The 17,664-nt window shown below is 62.8% G+C and carries 14 protein-coding genes; 3 read left to right on the top strand and 11 right to left on the bottom strand.

Features of this window, described 5'->3' with window-relative positions:
* Nucleotides 1-2: 2 nt before the first annotated feature.
* Together tssL and tagH are read right to left on the bottom strand one after the other, a co-directional pair.
* On the bottom strand, nucleotides 3-1,502 hold the full coding sequence (gene tssL, locus NKJ26_RS14885) for a type VI secretion system protein TssL, long form (protein ID WP_352695971.1): 1,500 nt from the start codon (nucleotides 1,500-1,502) through the stop codon (nucleotides 3-5).
* Nucleotides 1,503-1,803: 301 nt separating this feature from the next.
* Nucleotides 1,804-2,859 (bottom strand): type VI secretion system-associated FHA domain protein TagH, encoded by a 1,056-nt coding sequence (gene tagH, locus NKJ26_RS14880; protein ID WP_352695970.1) that lies wholly within the window; start codon nucleotides 2,857-2,859, stop codon nucleotides 1,804-1,806.
* Nucleotides 2,860-3,109: 250 nt separating this feature from the next.
* Between tagH and NKJ26_RS14875 the strand changes: the two genes are divergently transcribed.
* The 3 genes from NKJ26_RS14875 to NKJ26_RS14865 are packed head-to-tail and all read left to right on the top strand — an operon-like array spanning nucleotide 3,110 to nucleotide 7,044.
* Complete coding sequence (locus tag NKJ26_RS14875) at nucleotides 3,110-5,437, top strand: type VI secretion system Vgr family protein (RefSeq protein ID WP_352695969.1); 2,328 nt, start codon at nucleotides 3,110-3,112, stop codon at nucleotides 5,435-5,437.
* Entirely contained in the window at nucleotides 5,421-5,873 is a 453-nt protein-coding gene (locus NKJ26_RS14870) for a DUF6484 domain-containing protein (RefSeq protein WP_352695968.1), read from the top strand. The genes NKJ26_RS14875 and NKJ26_RS14870 overlap by 17 nt, the downstream gene beginning before the upstream one ends.
* A 7-nt stretch (nucleotides 5,874-5,880) precedes the next feature.
* Complete coding sequence (locus tag NKJ26_RS14865; protein WP_352695966.1) at nucleotides 5,881-7,044, top strand: hypothetical protein; 1,164 nt, start codon at nucleotides 5,881-5,883, stop codon at nucleotides 7,042-7,044.
* A 38-nt stretch (nucleotides 7,045-7,082) separates the two neighbouring features.
* On the opposite strand, the gene NKJ26_RS14860 is transcribed toward NKJ26_RS14865, so the two are convergent.
* The 9 genes from NKJ26_RS14860 to tssK are packed head-to-tail and all read right to left on the bottom strand — an operon-like array spanning nucleotide 7,083 to nucleotide 17,661.
* Nucleotides 7,083-8,135 carry a hypothetical protein gene (locus NKJ26_RS14860; RefSeq protein ID WP_352695964.1) on the bottom strand — a complete coding sequence of 351 codons (1,053 nt, stop codon included), beginning with the start codon at nucleotides 8,133-8,135 and terminating at the stop codon, nucleotides 7,083-7,085.
* Nucleotides 8,123-9,211, bottom strand: coding sequence for a DUF2169 family type VI secretion system accessory protein (locus tag NKJ26_RS14855; protein WP_352695962.1), 1,089 nt, complete (start codon nucleotides 9,209-9,211; stop codon nucleotides 8,123-8,125). The genes NKJ26_RS14860 and NKJ26_RS14855 overlap by 13 nt, the downstream gene beginning before the upstream one ends.
* Before the next feature lie 3 nt (nucleotides 9,212-9,214).
* Nucleotides 9,215-9,703: a hypothetical protein gene (locus tag NKJ26_RS14850; protein WP_352695960.1), complete on the bottom strand. Its 489-nt coding sequence runs from the start codon at nucleotides 9,701-9,703 to the stop codon at nucleotides 9,215-9,217.
* Nucleotides 9,703-10,095: a hypothetical protein gene (locus NKJ26_RS14845; protein ID WP_352695958.1), complete on the bottom strand. Its 393-nt coding sequence runs from the start codon at nucleotides 10,093-10,095 to the stop codon at nucleotides 9,703-9,705. The genes NKJ26_RS14850 and NKJ26_RS14845 overlap by 1 nt, the downstream gene beginning before the upstream one ends.
* A 6-nt stretch (nucleotides 10,096-10,101) precedes the next feature.
* A complete protein-coding gene (locus NKJ26_RS14840; RefSeq protein WP_352695956.1) occupies nucleotides 10,102-10,935 on the bottom strand; it encodes a DUF4150 domain-containing protein in 834 nt (277 codons plus the stop codon).
* A 2-nt stretch (nucleotides 10,936-10,937) separates the two neighbouring features.
* On the bottom strand, nucleotides 10,938-11,480 hold the full coding sequence (gene tagF / locus NKJ26_RS14835; protein ID WP_352695954.1) for a type VI secretion system-associated protein TagF: 543 nt from the start codon (nucleotides 11,478-11,480) through the stop codon (nucleotides 10,938-10,940).
* Nucleotides 11,462-14,998, bottom strand: coding sequence for a type VI secretion system membrane subunit TssM (gene tssM / locus NKJ26_RS14830; protein WP_352695952.1), 3,537 nt, complete (start codon nucleotides 14,996-14,998; stop codon nucleotides 11,462-11,464). The genes tagF and tssM overlap by 19 nt, the downstream gene beginning before the upstream one ends.
* Nucleotide 14,999: 1 nt before the next feature.
* The gene (icmH, locus tag NKJ26_RS14825) at nucleotides 15,000-16,322 is read right to left on the bottom strand and encodes a type IVB secretion system protein IcmH/DotU (protein ID WP_352598116.1); all 1,323 of its coding nucleotides are present in this window, start codon (nucleotides 16,320-16,322) and stop codon (nucleotides 15,000-15,002) included.
* Between the two features lie 4 nt (nucleotides 16,323-16,326).
* Nucleotides 16,327-17,661 carry a type VI secretion system baseplate subunit TssK gene (tssK, locus tag NKJ26_RS14820; RefSeq protein WP_352695949.1) on the bottom strand — a complete coding sequence of 445 codons (1,335 nt, stop codon included), beginning with the start codon at nucleotides 17,659-17,661 and terminating at the stop codon, nucleotides 16,327-16,329.
* Nucleotides 17,662-17,664 lie beyond the last annotated feature (3 nt).

Below are 17,664 nucleotides of genomic sequence, written 5' to 3'. Positions count from 1 at the left end.
GCTCACAATGTTTCCTCTTTGGCGATCATCACATCGACACGACGGTTCCTGGCGCGGCCTTCCGGCGTGGCATTGTCGGCGATTGGCTCGTCCTCGCCCTTGCCGTCGACCGTCAGTCGCGAAGGATCGCTGAACTTCGGTGCCATCATCGTTTCGACAGCCTTTGCCCTGGCGACGGAAAGATCGAAATTGGACTTGAACGGGCTCGATTTTCGCGGCTTCACATTGTCCGTATGGCCGACGATCTTGATTGGTCCGGGCTCGGGTTCCAGGGCAGCGGCGATGTCAGCGGCAATGGGCTGGAACTCTGGCTTCGCCTCGGCCCTGCCGGACTGGAACAGCAGGAGATTGTTTATTTCGACCACGATGAAGTCGCCCTTCGTGCCGATGGTCAGTCCGCCGCCTTCGACTTCCTTGGCCAGTGCCGAGCGGATGCGATCGATCTGCGTGGTTGTGGCGGCGGGTGGGATGACTTTCACGGGCTCCGCCAACGGGGCCACGCTGGCCCGTTCGATGGCGATCGGTGTCGACGGGTTGAGTGCCAGCAATTCGCCAGCGGCGGCGTCGCCTTCATTGGTGATAGAGACCCGCAGCGCAAAGAATGCGGCAGTCAGCAGCGCCGACGCTGCTGCCGCTGCAACCCAGAGCGGCAGGCGAGCCGACGACTGCGCCATGGTCGCCGCCGAGCCCTGCCAGTGCGGCGAGACATCTTCGCCGGCGCGCGCCCTGAAGTAGCGAAGCGTCTCGTAGACGTCGCGTCGGACGCGCTCGAGATTGTTGTCTTCGCGCCTCACGCCCCGGTACTGGCCCTCGAACCCCAGCGACAGGCAGGCATGCATCAGTTCGAGGAGGTCGTAGTGCGCCTCCGGGCTGGCCAGTATCTTGTTCAGCGCTTCGAAAAAGCCTGTGCCGCTGGGCTCGACATGAAAGAACTGCGACAGCATGCTGTACTGGGCCCAAGCGCCTTTTTGTGGCCAAGGCAGGTTGCCGATAAGATCGTCCGCGGTTTCGCAGAGGGCAAATTTCGCAATCCGCGCATCCTCTTCGCCAACACCTGATTTCTGCAGTGTCGCGTCGAACTTGTCTATCGTTTCGGCGACATGTTCCGCCAACGGCTCCGCTTGTCTCTCGACGGGAATGAGCCTGAGCTGGCCGAACAGCATCAGCAACGGTGCGGCGGCTGCTAGGATCGGGTTTGCCGCGGAATATCTGACACTATCCGTGACGTTGAGCAGGGTCTCCTGCCGCAGAGCTGAAGTCGACGCCGCTGCGGAAGCGCCTGCTGCTGCAACGGAAGGATAAATCACGGTCCCGGACGTCCAGCCCGGCGGTGTATGCCGGCCGACGCCGGGATCGAACACTGTCGATTCCTTGATTTGCGCGGGTTGCCCGCCATCCGCGGCAGGCTCCTGAGGGACCGGCGCCGGTTTTCGCTCACGCCGCGGAGCAGCGCGAATGACGGTCTTGCCCCCCGGGCCGAAGGGATCGTCCTTCGAACTCATCGCCGATCGTCCGTGCAGGCGGCGAGCCCGCGACTGGGCGAGACAGGCGCAAAACGGTTTCTGGTCAGGTGAAGGAAATGCTGCCGCTGCCGACCGTGGCAGTGTCCGCAGGGAGGTCGGCTACAAGATACTGTCCCGCCGAAAGATGACATTGCCGCAGACCCCCAGGTCGATCAGCCTTACCCGCTTAGCGAATTGTCGTATGTGATCGTAGTCGCAGAACCCGTCGATTGGAACCTATGCCGAGCGCCGAAGAGATTTTCTTCGCCGGCCACAACTCAACAGGCTCCCTTGAAACGGTCTATTTTGGCTTGTCGGCCTTGGCATAGGCTTCGCTGAAATAGGCCAGGAATATGTCCAGCATGCCGTTCTCATGGGCTTCCTCCATGGTTCGCCACGTCGCAACGAAAGCATCCCAGGCTTGGCTCTTTTTCGAAGAGAACGACGTCGGGGGAAGCTTTTTGCCGATCGCTTCGGGGGACAGGTCGTCAAGCAATCGCGACAGCGCGGCTTGCATGGCGGCATAGGTGGCGAATTCGTGCGTCTTGAGATCGCGGAAAGCATCTTCGATACTGTGCCTGGCATCAAGGTAGCCGGCCCTGCGCCGTGCGAACATGATTTCGAGGATGTCGTCGGTTCCCGGGACGAATTTCAGGGGATTGTTGTCGGCAGCGCTGATCATCGTTCGCTGTGTGCTCTTGGCCAGCATTTTCGCGGCCGCGCGGGCTTTCAGCAGCAAGGTTAGTTCCTCTACCACCGTCCGCAGGACCGTGCCGATTTCGGCGGCAACTTCGTGTGGGTCGCGCGATCGAAACAATTCCGGCGAGATGCCGGCCCCAATTGCAATTTCCCGCAGCACTTCGTCTCCTGTCGAGGGAAGAGGCGCGGGTTGCGGCGAGAATGCTGGAATCCGCTGCCCGGACCGCTGCTCCGCCGGAGTGAAGAACGGCTCGGCGGCGAATTCGCGCGGCCGGCCTGTCGCGGCCGGTATTTCTCGTTGTGTCGATTCGTGGCGGATTTGAGGATGACCGGTCGCGGGCCGCTCGTCGTCGATCGATACGAAGATGACATAACGGCCGATCAGCACCCGGTCGCCATGCCCCAGCCGATGCGGACCGGTCATGCGCTGGCTCGATCCGTTGATGTAGGTTCCGTTGCGCGAGACATCGTGCAGCCAGAACGCGCCTGCCTCGTATCGAACCTCGCAGTGCCGGCCCGAGATGAACTTGTCGGGGTCCGGCAAGGTCCAGTCACAAGCATCGCGTCCGATTTCGAAGCTGCGGTCACGTGCCGCGTAGCCGGTCGGGACATCAGCGGGCAAGGAGTCGATATTGTTGATTTGCAGACTGATGTACATCCAGGATCGCCCGTCGAACGCTGATCGATACCCTACCATTCTAGCAGTTTGCGGGTACAACAGGACAGCAGCGTTTCGAGCCGATGCATTGACAGGGCGAGTTCAGTCATCGTGCGTCCTCTTTGGTCAGCAGGACAACATGTGTTAGGCTCAACATAGCTTGGTGCGGCGGGTCGAAAAAGTTCCTGAGCAGATGGCAGGGACTTCAAATTCACCGCGCTGACGGCCGCGTCCAGGAGGGGCACGACCCATGCCGAACGAACGTGCCACGGTTGTGCAGACACCGGTTGGCGCCGATCTGTTGACCTTCACGCATCTTGTCGGGCGCGATGAGATCAGCCGCTGCTTGGCCTATACGGTCGGGTTCGTCAGCACGGATCACGATATCGATCCGCTGAAGATGCTGGGTGGGCCGGTCTCGGTCGAAGGTGAATCCGACCCGAAGCGGTGGTTCAGCGGTCTCGTGTCCGAGTTTCGCCTGACCCGCATAGAGGACCGGCTGGCTTACTACGAGGCGGTGGTCAGGCCGTGGCTCTGGTTTCTCGGCAACACCACCGATTGCCGTATTTTCCAGAACAAGAGCGTCGTCGACATCGTCAAGGACGTTTTCAAGAAATACAGCACGGCGGAATTCGATCTGCGCCTGCAGGGATCCTATCCTCCACGCGAATACTGCGTGCAGTATGACGAGACCGATCTGGATTTCGTACAGCGGCTGCTCGAGCACGAAGGTATCCTGTATTTCTTCGAGCATGACGAGGGCAAACACACGCTTGTCCTGGCCGATGCGATGAGCAAGCTGAAGCCGGCGCCGGGCTACGAGAAAGTGCCTTATCACTTTGAGGGTCAGGGCTCCCGGCGCGATGTCGAATACATCACCGAATGGATACCGGGCAGTTCGGTGCGCCCGGGCGCCTATGCTCACACCGACTACGACTTCAAGAAGCCGGGCGCTGACCTGATGGCCAAGTCGGCCCAGCCGTTCGGTCACAAACTGGCTGCCGGCGAGAATTATCGCCAGCCCGGCGCCCATCTCGAAGTCGGCCGGGGCGACAGCCTGGCCGCGATCCGCCGCGAAGAAATCCAGGCCGTGCACCAGCGCATTGCCGCGGTCGGGACCGTACGCGGCCTGTTTTCAGGCTGCACCTTCAATCTGGATGGCTTTCCGCGCGAAGACCAGAACCAGGAGTATCTGGTGGTCAGCGCCGAATACAGGCTGTTCGACCCGGGATACAGAAGCCACGCGGATGTCGACAGCGAGAACTTCAAGGTGATCCTCGGCGTGGCGCCGAGCGGCTTGCCTTATCGTCCGCCACGGATCACGCCACGGCCGATCATGCGCGGGCCGCAGACGGCAACGGTGGTCGGTCCGTCGGGCCAGGAAATATTCACCGACAAATACGCCCGGGTGAAGGTGCAATTCCATTGGGACCGCCTGGGCAAGAAGGACGAGAACAGTTCCTGTTTCGTGCGGGTCTCGCAGACCTGGGCGGGCAGCGGCTGGGGCTTCATCCAGATACCGCGCATCGGCCAGGAAGTTATCGTCGACTTCATCGAAGGCGACCCGGACCTGCCGATCATCACCGGCCGGGTCTACAATGCCTCGCAGATGCCGCCCTACGGGCTACCAGCGAATGCCACGCAATCCGGCTGGAAGTCGAACTCCTCGCTCGGTGGCGGCGGCTACAACGAGCTGATGTTCGAGGATAAGGCCGGCTCCGAACTGGTCAACTTCCAGGCGCAGAAGGACCACCACCTTCTGATCAAGCATGACCGCACCAAGCTGGTGCAGCACGACCAGTCCGACCGCATCGATCACGACGCCAAGCATTCCGTAGGCCATAATCTCGACGAGGACGTCGGCAACAACAAGACCGTCAAGGTCGGCGTCGACCAGACCACGAACATCGGCTCGAACGACACCGAGACGGTGGGCGCCAACCGCTCGCTGACGGTCAACGCCAACGAGACCATCCACGTCGTGTCGAACTCGACGGAGAACATCGACGCCAATCATTCGCAGACGGTAGGAATCGTGCAGACAGTAAGCGTTGGCGCGGCTCGCGTCGATTCGGTCGGAGCGTCGGAGACACGCAGCGTCGGGGCAGTGCAGACGAACACGATCGGCGCGTCGCGGTCGGTCACGGTCGGACTCAGTCAAAGCCATAGCATCGGCACCGCGGATAGCTGGAACGTGGGAGCGGCGCAAACCATCAATGTCGGAGCTGACCAGAGTGTCACCGTTGGCAGTGCCCAAACCTTCAGCGTCGGCGCGGCACGTAGCGCCAGCGTGGCCGCCGACGACAGCACCGAAATCGGCGGCGGCCACGCACTCAAAGTCGGCAAGGGCAGCGGTATTCAAGTTGCCGAAGACAGTTCGATCAAGGTCGGCAAGAAGTTGATGATCGATGCCGGCGATGAGATCACACTGATATGCGGCGACGCCTCCATCAACATGAAAAAGGATGGCACGATTTCCATTAAGGGCAAGGATATCCGCATCCAAGGCAGCGGCGATGTCCAGGTCAAAGCTGACGGCGACGTCAAGATCAAGGGTAGCAATGTCTTCAACAACTGAAATGATTGGACGCGACGAATCTGTCGAGCGCATCGACGGTGTCGTCATCGGGCTGCTGATCGGCTTCGAGGATGGCGCGCCGCTCGTGGTGTTCATCGGCAATCCCGGCGAGACGGCACTCAGGGCCCGCAGTTTGGCGAGGCTCGATTCCTCGGCGGTAGGCGCGGAGGTGGCGCTGCTCTTTGAAGGTGGCGATCCGGGCCGCCCGCTCGTCGTCGGACGTATTGTGGATCCTGCACACCCGAGCGATCAAGTGCAGGTGGTTCGCGACGGCGAAACGGTGACGTTGAATGCCAGGGAGCGCATTGAACTGCGTTGCGGCCTAGCCTCCATCATTCTGGAGAAGAATGGCCGCATCTCGATACGCGGCAGTCAGTTGAGCAGCCAGGCAAGCGGCGTGAACCGTGTGCGGGGTGCGGCTGTTCACCTCAATTGAGAACTCTATGCAGCGGATTGCGACGATCCCGGCGATTATCGAGCAGCATGTCGAGGATGCCGCGTTCCTGTGGCACCGTCGTGCGCGAGAAATCGATGGCCACTTGATGGGACCTTTCGACATAGGCCGCATCGACCAGCGGCTCGACGCCAACCTCGACGGGCTATTCGCAGCCGGCCAGGCGGCGTGGGACCTCGTGACGACACGCTTTGCCGACTACCAGGAGCCTCCCGAGCTGTTTTTACTCGGGGCCCTGGCGTTCGAATGGCAATCCGCGCCCGGCATCAAGTTTGCCCTTGATAGCGCGGGACCGCTTGGGAATTCCGGGCTGTCGGCGCTATCCGGCGCCGTTGCTCGTAGCTCGCCGGACAGGTTGAAGCCGTTCGTTGCGCGTTGGCTGGATTCGACGGTCGCAATGGAACGTGCGTTGGGGGTTGGCGCGCTGTACCATCATGGAGTCAATCCCGGGCTCAGGCTCGCGGAACTGCTGACCGACCGCGACGCCGAAGTGCGGCGCAGGGCGCTGAAGCTCGCGGGTGCGCGGCGGCGTCGCGATGTGATCGTCGAGGTTGCGGCATGTATGGAAGCGCGTGGCGCGGAGGAACGGCTGCAGGCGGCAGTAGCGGCATGCCTGCTGGGCGAGGCTCGGCTGGCGCAACCCGTGCTTGACAAGATGTTGGTCGGCTATCCGGAGTTTGCGGGAGCTATCGTGGAAATCCGGCTGCTCACCACGCCGTCGATCGCGGCGCGATCATGGTGGCAGCAACTCGTATCCACCTCTGCAATGCGGGAAGCGGCAGTCGCGGCGAGCGGACTGCTGGGTGACATGGCAATCATGCCCTGGCTGATCGAGAAGATGCAGTCGCCGGAACTCGCTTATGCCGCGGGGCTCGCCCTGCGCGACCTGATCGAGATTGACTTCAACGACACCGACGTGTTCGTCGCGGACCCGGCCAAGCTGGGGCCGGAGTTCGGACCTATAGAGGCGACGCCGCTGCCTTCCGCTTCGCGGGCCCAGGCCTGGTGGGACAATGGGAAAGGCCCGGCGAGGTTCGATAAATTTCAATCAATGCGGCGCCTGAAGCTGGATGCAATGAGGAAGGCCCTAGCCAATGCTGAGCTCACGCTGATGAATTGGCGGCGTTCTCGCCCAATTCCGGCGTGGATGTGAAGAACCGCCTGAGGGCGCGCGGCGGTTCACTCACTCACTCACTCACGAACGACCTCGCTCACGAGCGCGGCGGCACGCATGCCGGCTTCCGATGCGGCCTCGCACATGGCAACACGGCCGGGAGCATAGGTCTTGGCGAAACTGTCGGCGGCAATAAGCAGGGTGAGCGCACCGGCACCGGCGCCGATGTCCCCGATCGTCATCGCGGGATAAGCCATCGGAAAGGTCTCGCGGCGCGTTCGGTAGAAGCGTGCACGCCCGATCAATGTCTCCCACGCGCTGTACCGTTCGCCATTGTCGCTGCCAACAACGAACTTGATGTCGGGCTCGGTCGGCCCCTTGCCTTCGATCGCGGTACGGCAGGCAGTCACCAACGCCCTGCCTTGGCTGTTGTTTTCCGACAGCACGGAGTTTTCCTCCATCGCGGCGCCGACCCCGTGAATGGCACACTGGGCGGCCAAACCGCGACCGGGCGAGCGGCGTAGGCAGACGACGGCGGCACCTTCGCCCGGGACAAGACCCTGCGCATTATCCTCGGCCTTCAGGCGGTTGGCGGCCATGAGCCGGGCGATATCCTTGTCGTTCACCAGGCTGTCGACGCCACCCAGCAGAACCTGCTCGACTCCCGGCGTTGCCAGGAGGTCCGCCGCTCGATCCAGCAGCCAGATGCAGGCCGCGGCGCCCCCGTCGAAGACGCGCGAGGAGGGATGGAACTTTTCGCACAGGTTGTCTTGCAGGCCAGCGAGAAACTGGTTGGCCGGCACCTCCGAGAAAGCCAGATGGTCCCGGAACGCCTCGGGCGTGACCAACAAAAGAGCGCTGGCGCCAGCAGAAACACCGCCTTTTTCAAGCGCCTCGCCCACCGCGCGCGCAGCCATGCTGGTGAGCCAAGCGTTCTCGGTGAGGCGAAGGGAATAGTGCGAGGGGATGCGGGAAACGGTCTGATCTTCGCCGAACGGGTCGGCTAGGGTACGCCGCTCGAACGCGGAAAGACTGGCCCGGATTGCCGCAAGTGTCTGGCGCGCATTGAGGCCAGCTGGTGTCACGGCGCCACCGCCCATGATGTAGATCGGAGCCCTCAGCCCAGCCATGTCGCCCTCGCGGCCATCAGTCCCTCGTCGCCGCGCGGGCTTAGATAGGCCTTGCGCTTGCGTCGCGCGAGGAGAAAGGCAGGCGTCACATGGCCGAAGACGATCTCCCTGAGCGCGGGCGTGTTGCGCCTGGTGACGATGGATAAGCGCGACTTCATCGTGACGCGGCGCACATCCGGCTCAATGACAACCGTGTCGATGTGGAAAGGCCGATCCTCCGCACGGTCGTCGTAAAGAAGGCGGATCGGAGCCATGACGCGCGGCAGTCGGAAGTTCCAGCTGCCCTCCGGCGTCATGCCGATGACGCTGACCTCCTCGCCTTCGTTCAGATGCTGCAACTGCTGATCGGCAGGCGCGCAGAGATTGTAGCGCGGATCGAAATCCTTTGGCGCAAGAGGCCACTGATCATCGATCCAGGCCTGATCGTAAGTGCCCGCTAACGGCAGCCTCGGATGCCAGCCGCGTCCGATCACCCCAAACCCGGCTGGTCTTGGCTGATCGGACGGGCTACGGAACGGCTCACTCGCATAGGTGACGTTGGGTGCATGCGTCTTCACGGCCTTATCAGCGGAGCGGGCATGACGGAAACCGACGCCAAGCGGGTTACGCGGGTCGGTCCTGCCGCTGTCATCGGTACCGCCGTAAGCGCGCTCGTAGATGATCGGCATCCTCGCGAAGGGGTGCGGCTGGCTATAGCGGCCCGCATCGTAGAGGCGGTCGCCGGTCACGTTGAGCACCTTGCGGATGCTGGCCACCTTCAACCCGATCTGCATCTCTTGGACGCGCCGCTCGCGCGGCGCATATGCCTGGCCGTTCAAGATAATATCGATCCCCGGCTTGGTCCAGGCGATCTCGCCTTCATAGCGGGTTGACGAGCAGGCAGGCTCGCCGAATGGCACGTCGCCGAAGCTTACCGGCAGTTGTTCCACGGCTGGCTGAAATTGCGTGGCATCTCCCGACATGTCGAAGCTGGCCGAAAAAACCGCCAGGAAAATCTCGTTACCGTCTGCATTTGCCTGGACAAATGTTCCGGCAACGAACGGCGTGCGATTCTCGATCCAGACCGCGAACATCATGGATCAGCACCAATTGCCTTTATCGTTCTGGCCAATAGGCCAATAGGGCATGCAGGCGACGAGCTTGACCAACTCGGTCTTGTCGGCATCGATCAGCCATTGCAGCAGGAAGATTTCGGCCGCGACGCCAGTTTCTTCACCCGCGCTGACGTTGACTGTAACGCATTTCAGCCAATAGCGGCGTATCACCCAGACCACCTGCGGACTGGCCGCGGCACCCGCGACGCGGTCATCGAAGGCTTTCTCGAGGGCCTTCTCGCGGCTGCCCTGGAGCTCCTCTTCGGTGGAAATGATGTCTGCCCACCACTCGGCCGCGATGTCGTAGGCATCAGTCAGCTCCGCCACATACTCGGCGAACAAGATCCTGTGCATCGGGCTGGCCTCGTCGTGCTTGCGAGCGACGCGGATATCTTGCGGCGGGGCGACATCACGGGGCTGCGCGAGCAAGCGCCTGGTACCGAGATCTGAACTATAGCGTGTGATCAGTGCCACTATTCAACCTCGTCTTCGGGATTCATGGCCATCGGCACAAAGCACAAACCATCGATGAGGGGTTGGAGCTCCGGGGCAAAATGCCGGACGTTGATAATGAGGACTTCGACCGGCCACTCGAAACCCTGGCTTCGGCCGCCGCTGTCGACGCCCCACTTCTCTTCTGGCTGGTCGCCCTCGGGGCGTTGCGCATTGTTCCAGGCCACAATCTCAAGGTAATGCTTGCGGAAGATCGCCAGCACCCGTGGGTGCCCCGCGATCCCGGTCGGCCAGCGCTTCCAGACAGCCTGCCCTTCGTCGGCGATCATGTCATCCCACCAATCCTCCAACTCGGGCTGGATGGTGATCAGTTCGCTGATGTAGCTGTCTCTGATTTCTTCTATACCGCGCATCGCTCGTCACCCAATTGCCACGGGCATATCGTCGATAAAGTTCTTGGCATATTTCGCGGCCGGAGAGCCTTGCGAAGTCGAGCATCGACCACAATGGGGTTTGACCGATTCCGGCGTCGAGAAATGAGCCAGGAAGGCATCGGGCGAGTTCTGCATATTACACCCACCCATTTCCCACGCAACGCAGAGCGGCGGTTGATGATCATGAACCATCTCCTGCTTCATCTCGTCATTGGGAGGCGTTGGAACCAGTTTTGAGTAGCGCCCCCGTCGGGTCTTCTTGCATTGCCAACAGGCCTTGCCATTGACTTTGGTCGACTGCTCATCGGTCCGTTTTGGACGGTGCGCGACCCGGTCATATTTGACCGCGCATTTCGTCGTCTTCTGATCCGCGGTCAACGTCGCCAGAAACTTGTTGAACGCGGCCGGGTTGACGCAATTGGGCGGCGGGTCGCTGGCGGTGTTCTGGTCCATCATGTCGCCATGACGGTCGACGCCCTTGCCTTCCGCCTTCACCGTGAACGACCATAGTTTGAAGACGCCCTTGCCCTTGATCTGATGGGTTATGACTCCCGCGCCGAGGCCTTGCGTTGCCGGCTCGTTGCCGGTGCTGGTCGAGATTTCCGACGCATTCTCGACAGCTGTCGGCTCGCCGTCGATCTTCACGCTCTTGGTGCCCTTGGTCAGATCGGATGACGACAGCATATTTACGTAGGGTACTGGAACCGGACCCGCGGGCGGGGATGGCGGCGACAGACAGACATCGCCGGGCGCAATGCCCTGGCCGTTGCTGCCCTTGTGGAAAAACCCCATCTTCTCGGCATAGACGCTGAGCCCCATGGTCAGGACTCCTGCGGCACGGCACGCGCCGCGCGCATTGCCGGCAGCGCATTGTCGGCGAGGTCATGAATGTCAGAGAAGGCGAGTTCACGCACCTCCCAGTCATCCGTCCAGAAAACGATGCGCTTCATTACGGAGAACTGTCTTGGTGGTTCCAGCGCCCGCAGGCGCACCGCGATGTATTGCTGGTCCCAAAGCTCCTTCACAGTCAGTTCGGCGATGTTCGCCATGCCCTCGAACCAGGGATCCGCTGCCTCTGGCATCGCGCCAATGCTCACAACAGCGAAAGGATAGCGGCGGCCGACGCGGTCCTGGCTCATGCGCCAGGCACCGGCGCAGGGTTGTTCACCAAAAATCGCGCCCTGGATGACGAAGCGCCAGACGCGGTCATCGAGGTCCTCGCCCTCATCAGGCCGCGCGCGCAGTTCCATCGACATCCAGCGATCCCAACGGTCGATGAAGGTGCGCGGCAGGTTCCAGGCGACGAAATCTCCGGTCGCCGGGATCTTGCCGAAGAATCCGGTGTTCATATCTGCGGCGGGCATGAGAATTTCTTGAACATTTGCAGATTGTAGGGATTCTCCACGCTGGCGGCCTTGAGTTCGAAATCGGCGTACATGCCTTTCGTGCCCAGGCGCAGGCTGTAGACATCGGTCAGCGACGTGCCGGCGAAACGGCCGCTGCGCAGCATCCTCAGCCACGCCCAGCTGCCGGTCTCGTTGAGCATGATTTCGGGCGAACCGTCGATGGGCTGGAAGGCGAGCGAGATGACCCCGGTGCCGTCCTTGCCGGGCCAGGTCATCGGTTGCGGCCGCGTCGCGTTGTTGAAGTAGACGAGGCTCTGGCCATCGAGGTTGAGCGTCACGCGCGTGACGTTCGGAGACAGGTCTTTCGGTTCGAGCGTGAAGCTCATCATCGGGCCAGTGCCACCAGGAAACAGATCGTCGCGGATCCGCCTGGCCTGCTCGAACGCGGCCAGCGCCGACGGGTCGAGGCCGAAGTCGGCACGCCATTTCCATGGCTGGCTGGCCGTGTCCACATAGCTGATCAAATGGTCGTTGATAAAGGCATCGATCAGGCCCGCCGGGCCGAACAGGCGGGCGAAATCGCGGACATTGACGTCCACCGCGCTCTCGGGGCTGAACGGATAGCGGTCGTTGAGCGCCGCCTGGCAGAAAGGCAGGATGTCGGCGCGCCAGATGGCGTTGAGCTCCGAGGTGACCGCCTTTTGCGTCAACCCGCTGGTGTCGCCGGCGATACCGCCGAGCCAGTCGTCGATCGGATCGGGCAGGATCTGGGCTTGCCTGGCGACCGCTCCCGTCAGCTCGGCGAGGCCGCCCTGCTTCTTGATGGCGTCCTGGGGGTCTGGGTTGGCCGTGACCGTCTGCAGCACGTTGGACAGCGCCGTCAGAGCCACCACCGCGGCGTCGAGCGCCGGCGGCTGGCCGTCGACCTCGGCAATTGCACCCTTGAGTGGCTTGAAGTGCTCGGCCACCAGATTGCCGGTAAGATCCACTTCATCGGCCGAGCCGGCGCGTGGAAGCAGCTTTGCCCCCGTTTTCACGATCTTGCCAAGCTTGCCGAGTTTGCCGAGCAGTTTCGAGCCGCCCTTGGCCGCGGCCTTGTCGTCGGCCGGCGCTTCATCGGACCGGGTAAGGTCGGTCTCCTGGACGACCGCGGTAAGCAGGCGTTTCAGTGCTGAATCGGCGCTGGAGAGATCCTTCAGATTTTCGCTGGCCACATTGAGATCGGTCAACGGCGCCAGCCTCATATCACGCAGGAAGCTGTCCCACTGCGCGATATAGTCGTCGTAATAGAGCTTCAGGATATCCTCGGACAGCGCCGACACCGACGTTTCGGAGTTCTCGGAGCAGCCCCCGGCGAAGACCGCGCGATCCAGCGCCGCTTGTGCAGCCACATCCTCGATCCGGTCGAGAACGGCATCGTGGAAGCCTGCATAGGTGAAGGCTCCCGAAACGCCGACACGAAGCGTCTTGTCGGAGCGACGCGCAAAAACCTTGGCACCGTTCGGGCCGGCGAAATTCGCCGGGATCCACTCCTTGAGCCCGGCCACCGCCGGATCGGCCAGCAACTGCTTGTAGGCACGTGCCGGCAACGAGATCGTGCATACCGTTTTCAGCGCTTCGGCAACCAGGGCCTGGTCGGGCTCGATATAGCTTGCGTCGACGGCCATCCGGCGGATGGCGGCAAGCTGATGCTCTTCGGCATCGGCGGTTGGAAATGGTGCCGCGACGGCGAATTCGGGCAGGCTGTTTACCCACCAGTTCTGGGCGAAATCCGTGTCCATCTGCGACAGGCCCGTCATCATGCGATAGGCCTTGAGGGCGCCGAGCATGAAATCCGGATCGCGGATCTGCCGCCACATGGTGGCCTCAAGAAGCGCCACCATGTGCGGCTCAAGCACGTTGCGCAGGGCGTGGTCGTACGTGTCGGTCTGAGCCCGCACCAGTTCCGCCGAGGCTGATGGTCCGAGCAGATCTTGGACTGCGCCCGGCGGTGGTGTCCGGGCATTTGCGACAGCGTCCATCGCCTCGAGCGCGGGATCCATGGCGGGCTGCTGCACCGATGCCGGGTCTGCGGCGGCCGAGGTCAGCGGGGTTTGCAGGGCCTCGAACTGGCTGGCCTGGGCCGTAATTGCGTTGCGGTTGTCAAGATAGGACCAGGTGAACAATCCGCCGGCCAGCAGCGCCGCTGCCGCACAAGCCGCCGCCGCACCCCGCCAGATCCAGGTGCGTCGGCGTTGCGCAAGGGGGTCGAACGTACCGAGACCTGCTTCCTTGAAGATGACTTCGGTGAGCAGGTTCTTCAGGAAGAAGCTGCGTTTCTCGACCCTTTGCGCGGGCAGGGCCCGCCGTGGCGGAAGACCGAAGGACGACGACAGCGCCGCGGTCAGCCGGTCGATCGGTGCCCCTTCCTGCGTCGCCGATGTCAGATAGAGGCCGCGCAGCCAGGCGGCCTCTTCATACCGGCTTTCGCCGAACATCGCCTCGACCAGCACCTGGATCGGTTCGGACAGGCTTGCGAGTTGGGCGGGAAACCTGAAGATTTCGGCACGGGCGGCGAGTTTTTCCTCATCCTCCAGGCGCGGCACCAGCCGCCACTCGAGTTGTGTCGCCAGCGTCGAAATTTCGCGCTCGATGGTCTTGGCATCCACGCGCGCATCCAGCGCGAAAGTCGTTCCCCATACCTGCTCGCGTGAGGCGGTGGACAAGCCGCCGAAGAAGGCCTCGAAGCCCTTGATCAGATCGGCCTTGGTCAGCATCAGATAGACCGGAAGGCGGATTTCAAGCCGGTCGTTGAGCTCGGCTAACCGTCGGCGGATCTTGCGGCCGTGCGCCTTGATGGCTTCGTCGCCCTCCGAAAGCACGTCGATCGAAAGCGCGACGATCACGCCATTGAGGGCGCGGCGGCCGCGATGCTTCTTCAGAAGATCAAGAAAGCCCAGCCATTCCGCCGCGTCGACGTCTGGCTGGCTCTCCTGCTGCACATAGCGGCCGGCGGTGTCGATCAGAACCGCGTTCTCGGAAAAGAACCAGTCGCAATTGCGCGTGCCGCCGACTCCTTGCAGGTCGTCGGTGAGGTCGATCGGAAAATTCAGTCCGGACTGCCGCAGGGCCGTGGTCTTGCCGGTGGCCGGCGGTCCGACGATCACATACCACGGCATCTCGCGCAGAAACTTGCGTCCGCCCAGCTTGCGACGCCTCAGTTCGGCCATCACCTCGGCGAACTTGGCCCCTACGGCAGCGACGTTCTCTTCGCCGGGGCTCAGCGGCTTTTCCACCGCAGGCGCTGCGATCTCGGCGACGAACAGGCGGTTGGCGCGGATCGCCCGGCGCTGGGCGACGATCAGCCAGATCAGCCAGAAGATGACCAGCAGCGCGACGATGACGATGCGCACATTGTCGGAGGCGAAGGGTTCATAGGGGCCGACCCTGACGATCGGACCGAACACCCAGACGACCAGGGAAAGCAGCGTGATGCCGATCAAGGTCCACAGCCAACGCGATGTCAGAACCGCCCAGAGGAAGCGCAGGATGAACATCTCACAGCCTCTTCTCGACGAGCACCTCGACGCGGCGGTTCAAGGCTCGCCCCTCGCGCGTGCTGTCGCTGGCCACTGGATCGGTTGCGGCGCGGCCCTCGGAATGGACGCGGTCCCCTGGCACCCCATTCTGGACCAGCATGTCGGCAATCGTCTGGGCCCGAGCCTCGGATAGTCGCTGGTTGGTCGACAGTGGATTGGTCTTTTGCAGAGGAACGCTGTCCGTATGACCAACCACCGTGATGTTCCCGATCAGCTCCTGATTGGCGAGGATCACCTTGGCGATCGAACCGATCAGGGGCTCGAAGCCTTCGGTCAGTTGCGGGCGCGACGACTGGAACAGTTCGGGATTGGAGGCCTGGATGATCAGCTTGGCCAACGAGACGCTCTCGGTGCCGCTGAGCGCGGATTTGAGCTCGGCCGGCGCCCCGGCTTGAAATTCAGGCAACAGCGCAAAATCCACTTTTTCCGGGGGCGGGGCATCGACCTTGGGCGACGTACGGCTGACGTCGCCGCGCGCGGGCGGCGGCAGCGCCCGCACAAGGGCGGAAAGCTCGACCGCCTGGCTGCTCAGTCCCATCGAGAGCCCGATATGAATTGCCGTGGCAACAACCGCCGCACCGAGTGCCATGACCCAGATCGGAACGATGAAGCGCTGCGGCTCGTCGGATGCGATCACGCCCTTCCAGTTTGGCGACAGGGGCGCGCCTTCGGCGTCGGCATCGCGCAAGAAGCGGGCTGCCGCGACGCGAACCGCATTGAGCGAGCGATCGCCTGACCGGCCAGGCACGCGATATTTGCCGCGAAAGCCGAGCGCCATGCAATCGTACTGCAACTCCAGCAGTTCGCGATCGCGGTTGGGATGGCGTTCCAGTTCGTCGAGACGCGTGAAGAACTGCGTGCCGGCATCGACATCGCCGCGCAGCATGACCACAAGCGGCTGCCGCGGCCAGGCGCTGGCGCCGCCCCATGGCGTGTTCAGAGCCAGATCGTCAAGCAACGCCGCCACGACCCAGGCTGCCTGGTCGGCCCTCTCCATCGAGGACCCCGTCGACATTGCCGTGTCGCGTGCCCGAACCAGTTCTTCAAGCAGCCGGGTGCGCAGCGCTTCCGGGTTCTCCGGCGGCAGCGCGCTTTCAAGCTCGGGAGCGAATTCGAGCAGGGGCGCGAATGCGTTGACAAGCGCGTTCGGGTGGGTGCGAGACCGCTTTACCGCCGCGCCCGGCAACAGCGGCGCCATCGGCCGCGGCACCGGTGCTCCGGTCAATCGTATGCGAGTGCGTTCGCGATCCTCCGACAGTCCGAAAGGATCATCGCGGCTCATGATCTCACCTGTTCACCGAATAGCAGTCCACCTGCGGCTCGCTTGGCAAGACGCCCGAAACTCCGATGACGAAGCCGGGAGCATCGAGCAGCGACGCCCAATGCTCGCTTTTCTGGTCCAGCTCGAGGCATAGCCGATCGCCATCGTAGGGGATCTCGCGCGGCTGGGAATGAAGCGGTTTCAGCGGAATACCGGGCAAACGGGATTTCCACAGGCCCTCGAACTGGTCGGCCGAGCCGACAGTCGCCTGATTGACGAATATCTTGCGCAGCGCGTCCTCCGACAACTCCGAGCCGACCCGGATGACGATCCGGCTGGCCACCAGCAGCTTCGGATTGTCGATCCGTATTTTCCAGACATTGGTCGAATGCCGCATGACAGGCAGCGCACGCGATTTCGGTTCGATGTAACGCAGGCTGAGGATGAGCGAGCGCAGCGCATCCGCCAGCGCCGAATAGGCGGGGCCGGGCGCCATATGATCGTAAGCGGGCAATTCGCCCAGCCGCCGCGCGCTCGATCCGTAGGTCGCCATCGAACCGGCGAGCCCGGCAAGTTCCAGGTAAAGCTCGGCCGGATGGAAGACATCCTGCGCCAGCATGTGAGCCAGCCGCGGACGCGCCGCATTGGCGAGATTGAGCATCAGCAGATCTTCGACGCTGCGCCCAGGCCCACCCATGACCATCTTGCCATGCGCCTCGGCGATCTGGTCGAGGCCCGTCACGACTTCCAGAAGCAATTGCCGATACCAGGCCACCGCGCCGGTTACCAATGCGGGTGGCAGGAAGGTCTCGTCCAGAGAGACGCCGCCGTCAGCTCGAACCCCCTTGAGGTCGGCAATCGGCAAGGCTGTGTAGCCACCGACCGACTTGCCGGGCGCAAGCAGCAGCGCTTGCGGCCGGGCGATCTCGATCTCTTCAGGATCTGAACCGCCCTGGACGGCGTCACGCACCGAAACGATCCGCCCGTGATATCGCGCTCCCGAGGCGGCGGCATGCGCTGGATCGAAACCGACGCCGCCCGGAGGCTCCAGCGGCAAGGCGACCAGCACCCGTCCGGCGGCCGTGTCTGGGGTGACCGGCAGCGGTCGCGGCGCGTCCATCATGTCTGGGATGGAAAAAGGCGTCCCATCCGGAAAGATGCCTCGTGCGGACAGGATCGAGATCTGGCCGGCGTCCAGCAATGCCTGATCCAGCGTCAGCTGTTGAAAGCCGAACGTATGCAGTTGCCCGGCCTGCAACGCGCCGCGCACCGTCGCCTCGAAAAAACGATCCTGCTGCTGGAAATGCTGGGTCCGCAGGAAAAGGCCCTCGGACCACAGCACCCTGTTTGCATCGCTCATGCC

It is taken from the genome of Mesorhizobium sp. M0152 (genome assembly GCF_040322415.1).
In the GTDB taxonomy this organism is placed as follows: Bacteria; Pseudomonadota; Alphaproteobacteria; order Rhizobiales; family Rhizobiaceae; genus Mesorhizobium.
This window is presented reverse-complemented; position numbering and strand designations above follow the sequence as displayed.

Excerpts from the sequence above, each read along its gene's own strand:
- tssL (WP_352695971.1), bottom strand. The coding sequence starts at position 1,502 with ATGAGTTCGAAGGACGATCCCTTCGGCCCGGGGGGCAAGACCGTCATT.
- tagH (WP_352695970.1), bottom strand. The coding sequence starts at position 2,859 with ATGTACATCAGTCTGCAAATCAACAATATCGACTCCTTGCCCGCTGAT.
- NKJ26_RS14875 (WP_352695969.1), top strand. The coding sequence starts at position 3,110 with ATGCCGAACGAACGTGCCACGGTTGTGCAGACACCGGTTGGCGCCGAT.
- NKJ26_RS14870 (WP_352695968.1), top strand. The coding sequence starts at position 5,421 with ATGTCTTCAACAACTGAAATGATTGGACGCGACGAATCTGTCGAGCGC.
- NKJ26_RS14865 (WP_352695966.1), top strand. The coding sequence starts at position 5,881 with ATGCAGCGGATTGCGACGATCCCGGCGATTATCGAGCAGCATGTCGAG.
- NKJ26_RS14860 (WP_352695964.1), bottom strand. The coding sequence starts at position 8,135 with ATGGCTGGGCTGAGGGCTCCGATCTACATCATGGGCGGTGGCGCCGTG.
- NKJ26_RS14855 (WP_352695962.1), bottom strand. The coding sequence starts at position 9,211 with ATGATGTTCGCGGTCTGGATCGAGAATCGCACGCCGTTCGTTGCCGGA.
- NKJ26_RS14845 (WP_352695958.1), bottom strand. The coding sequence starts at position 10,095 with ATGCGCGGTATAGAAGAAATCAGAGACAGCTACATCAGCGAACTGATC.
- NKJ26_RS14840 (WP_352695956.1), bottom strand. The coding sequence starts at position 10,935 with ATGGGGCTCAGCGTCTATGCCGAGAAGATGGGGTTTTTCCACAAGGGC.
- tagF (WP_352695954.1), bottom strand. The coding sequence starts at position 11,480 with ATGCCCGCCGCAGATATGAACACCGGATTCTTCGGCAAGATCCCGGCG.
- tssM (WP_352695952.1), bottom strand. The coding sequence starts at position 14,998 with ATGTTCATCCTGCGCTTCCTCTGGGCGGTTCTGACATCGCGTTGGCTG.
- icmH (WP_352598116.1), bottom strand. The coding sequence starts at position 16,322 with ATGAGCCGCGATGATCCTTTCGGACTGTCGGAGGATCGCGAACGCACT.
- tssK (WP_352695949.1), bottom strand. The coding sequence starts at position 17,661 with ATGAGCGATGCAAACAGGGTGCTGTGGTCCGAGGGCCTTTTCCTGCGG.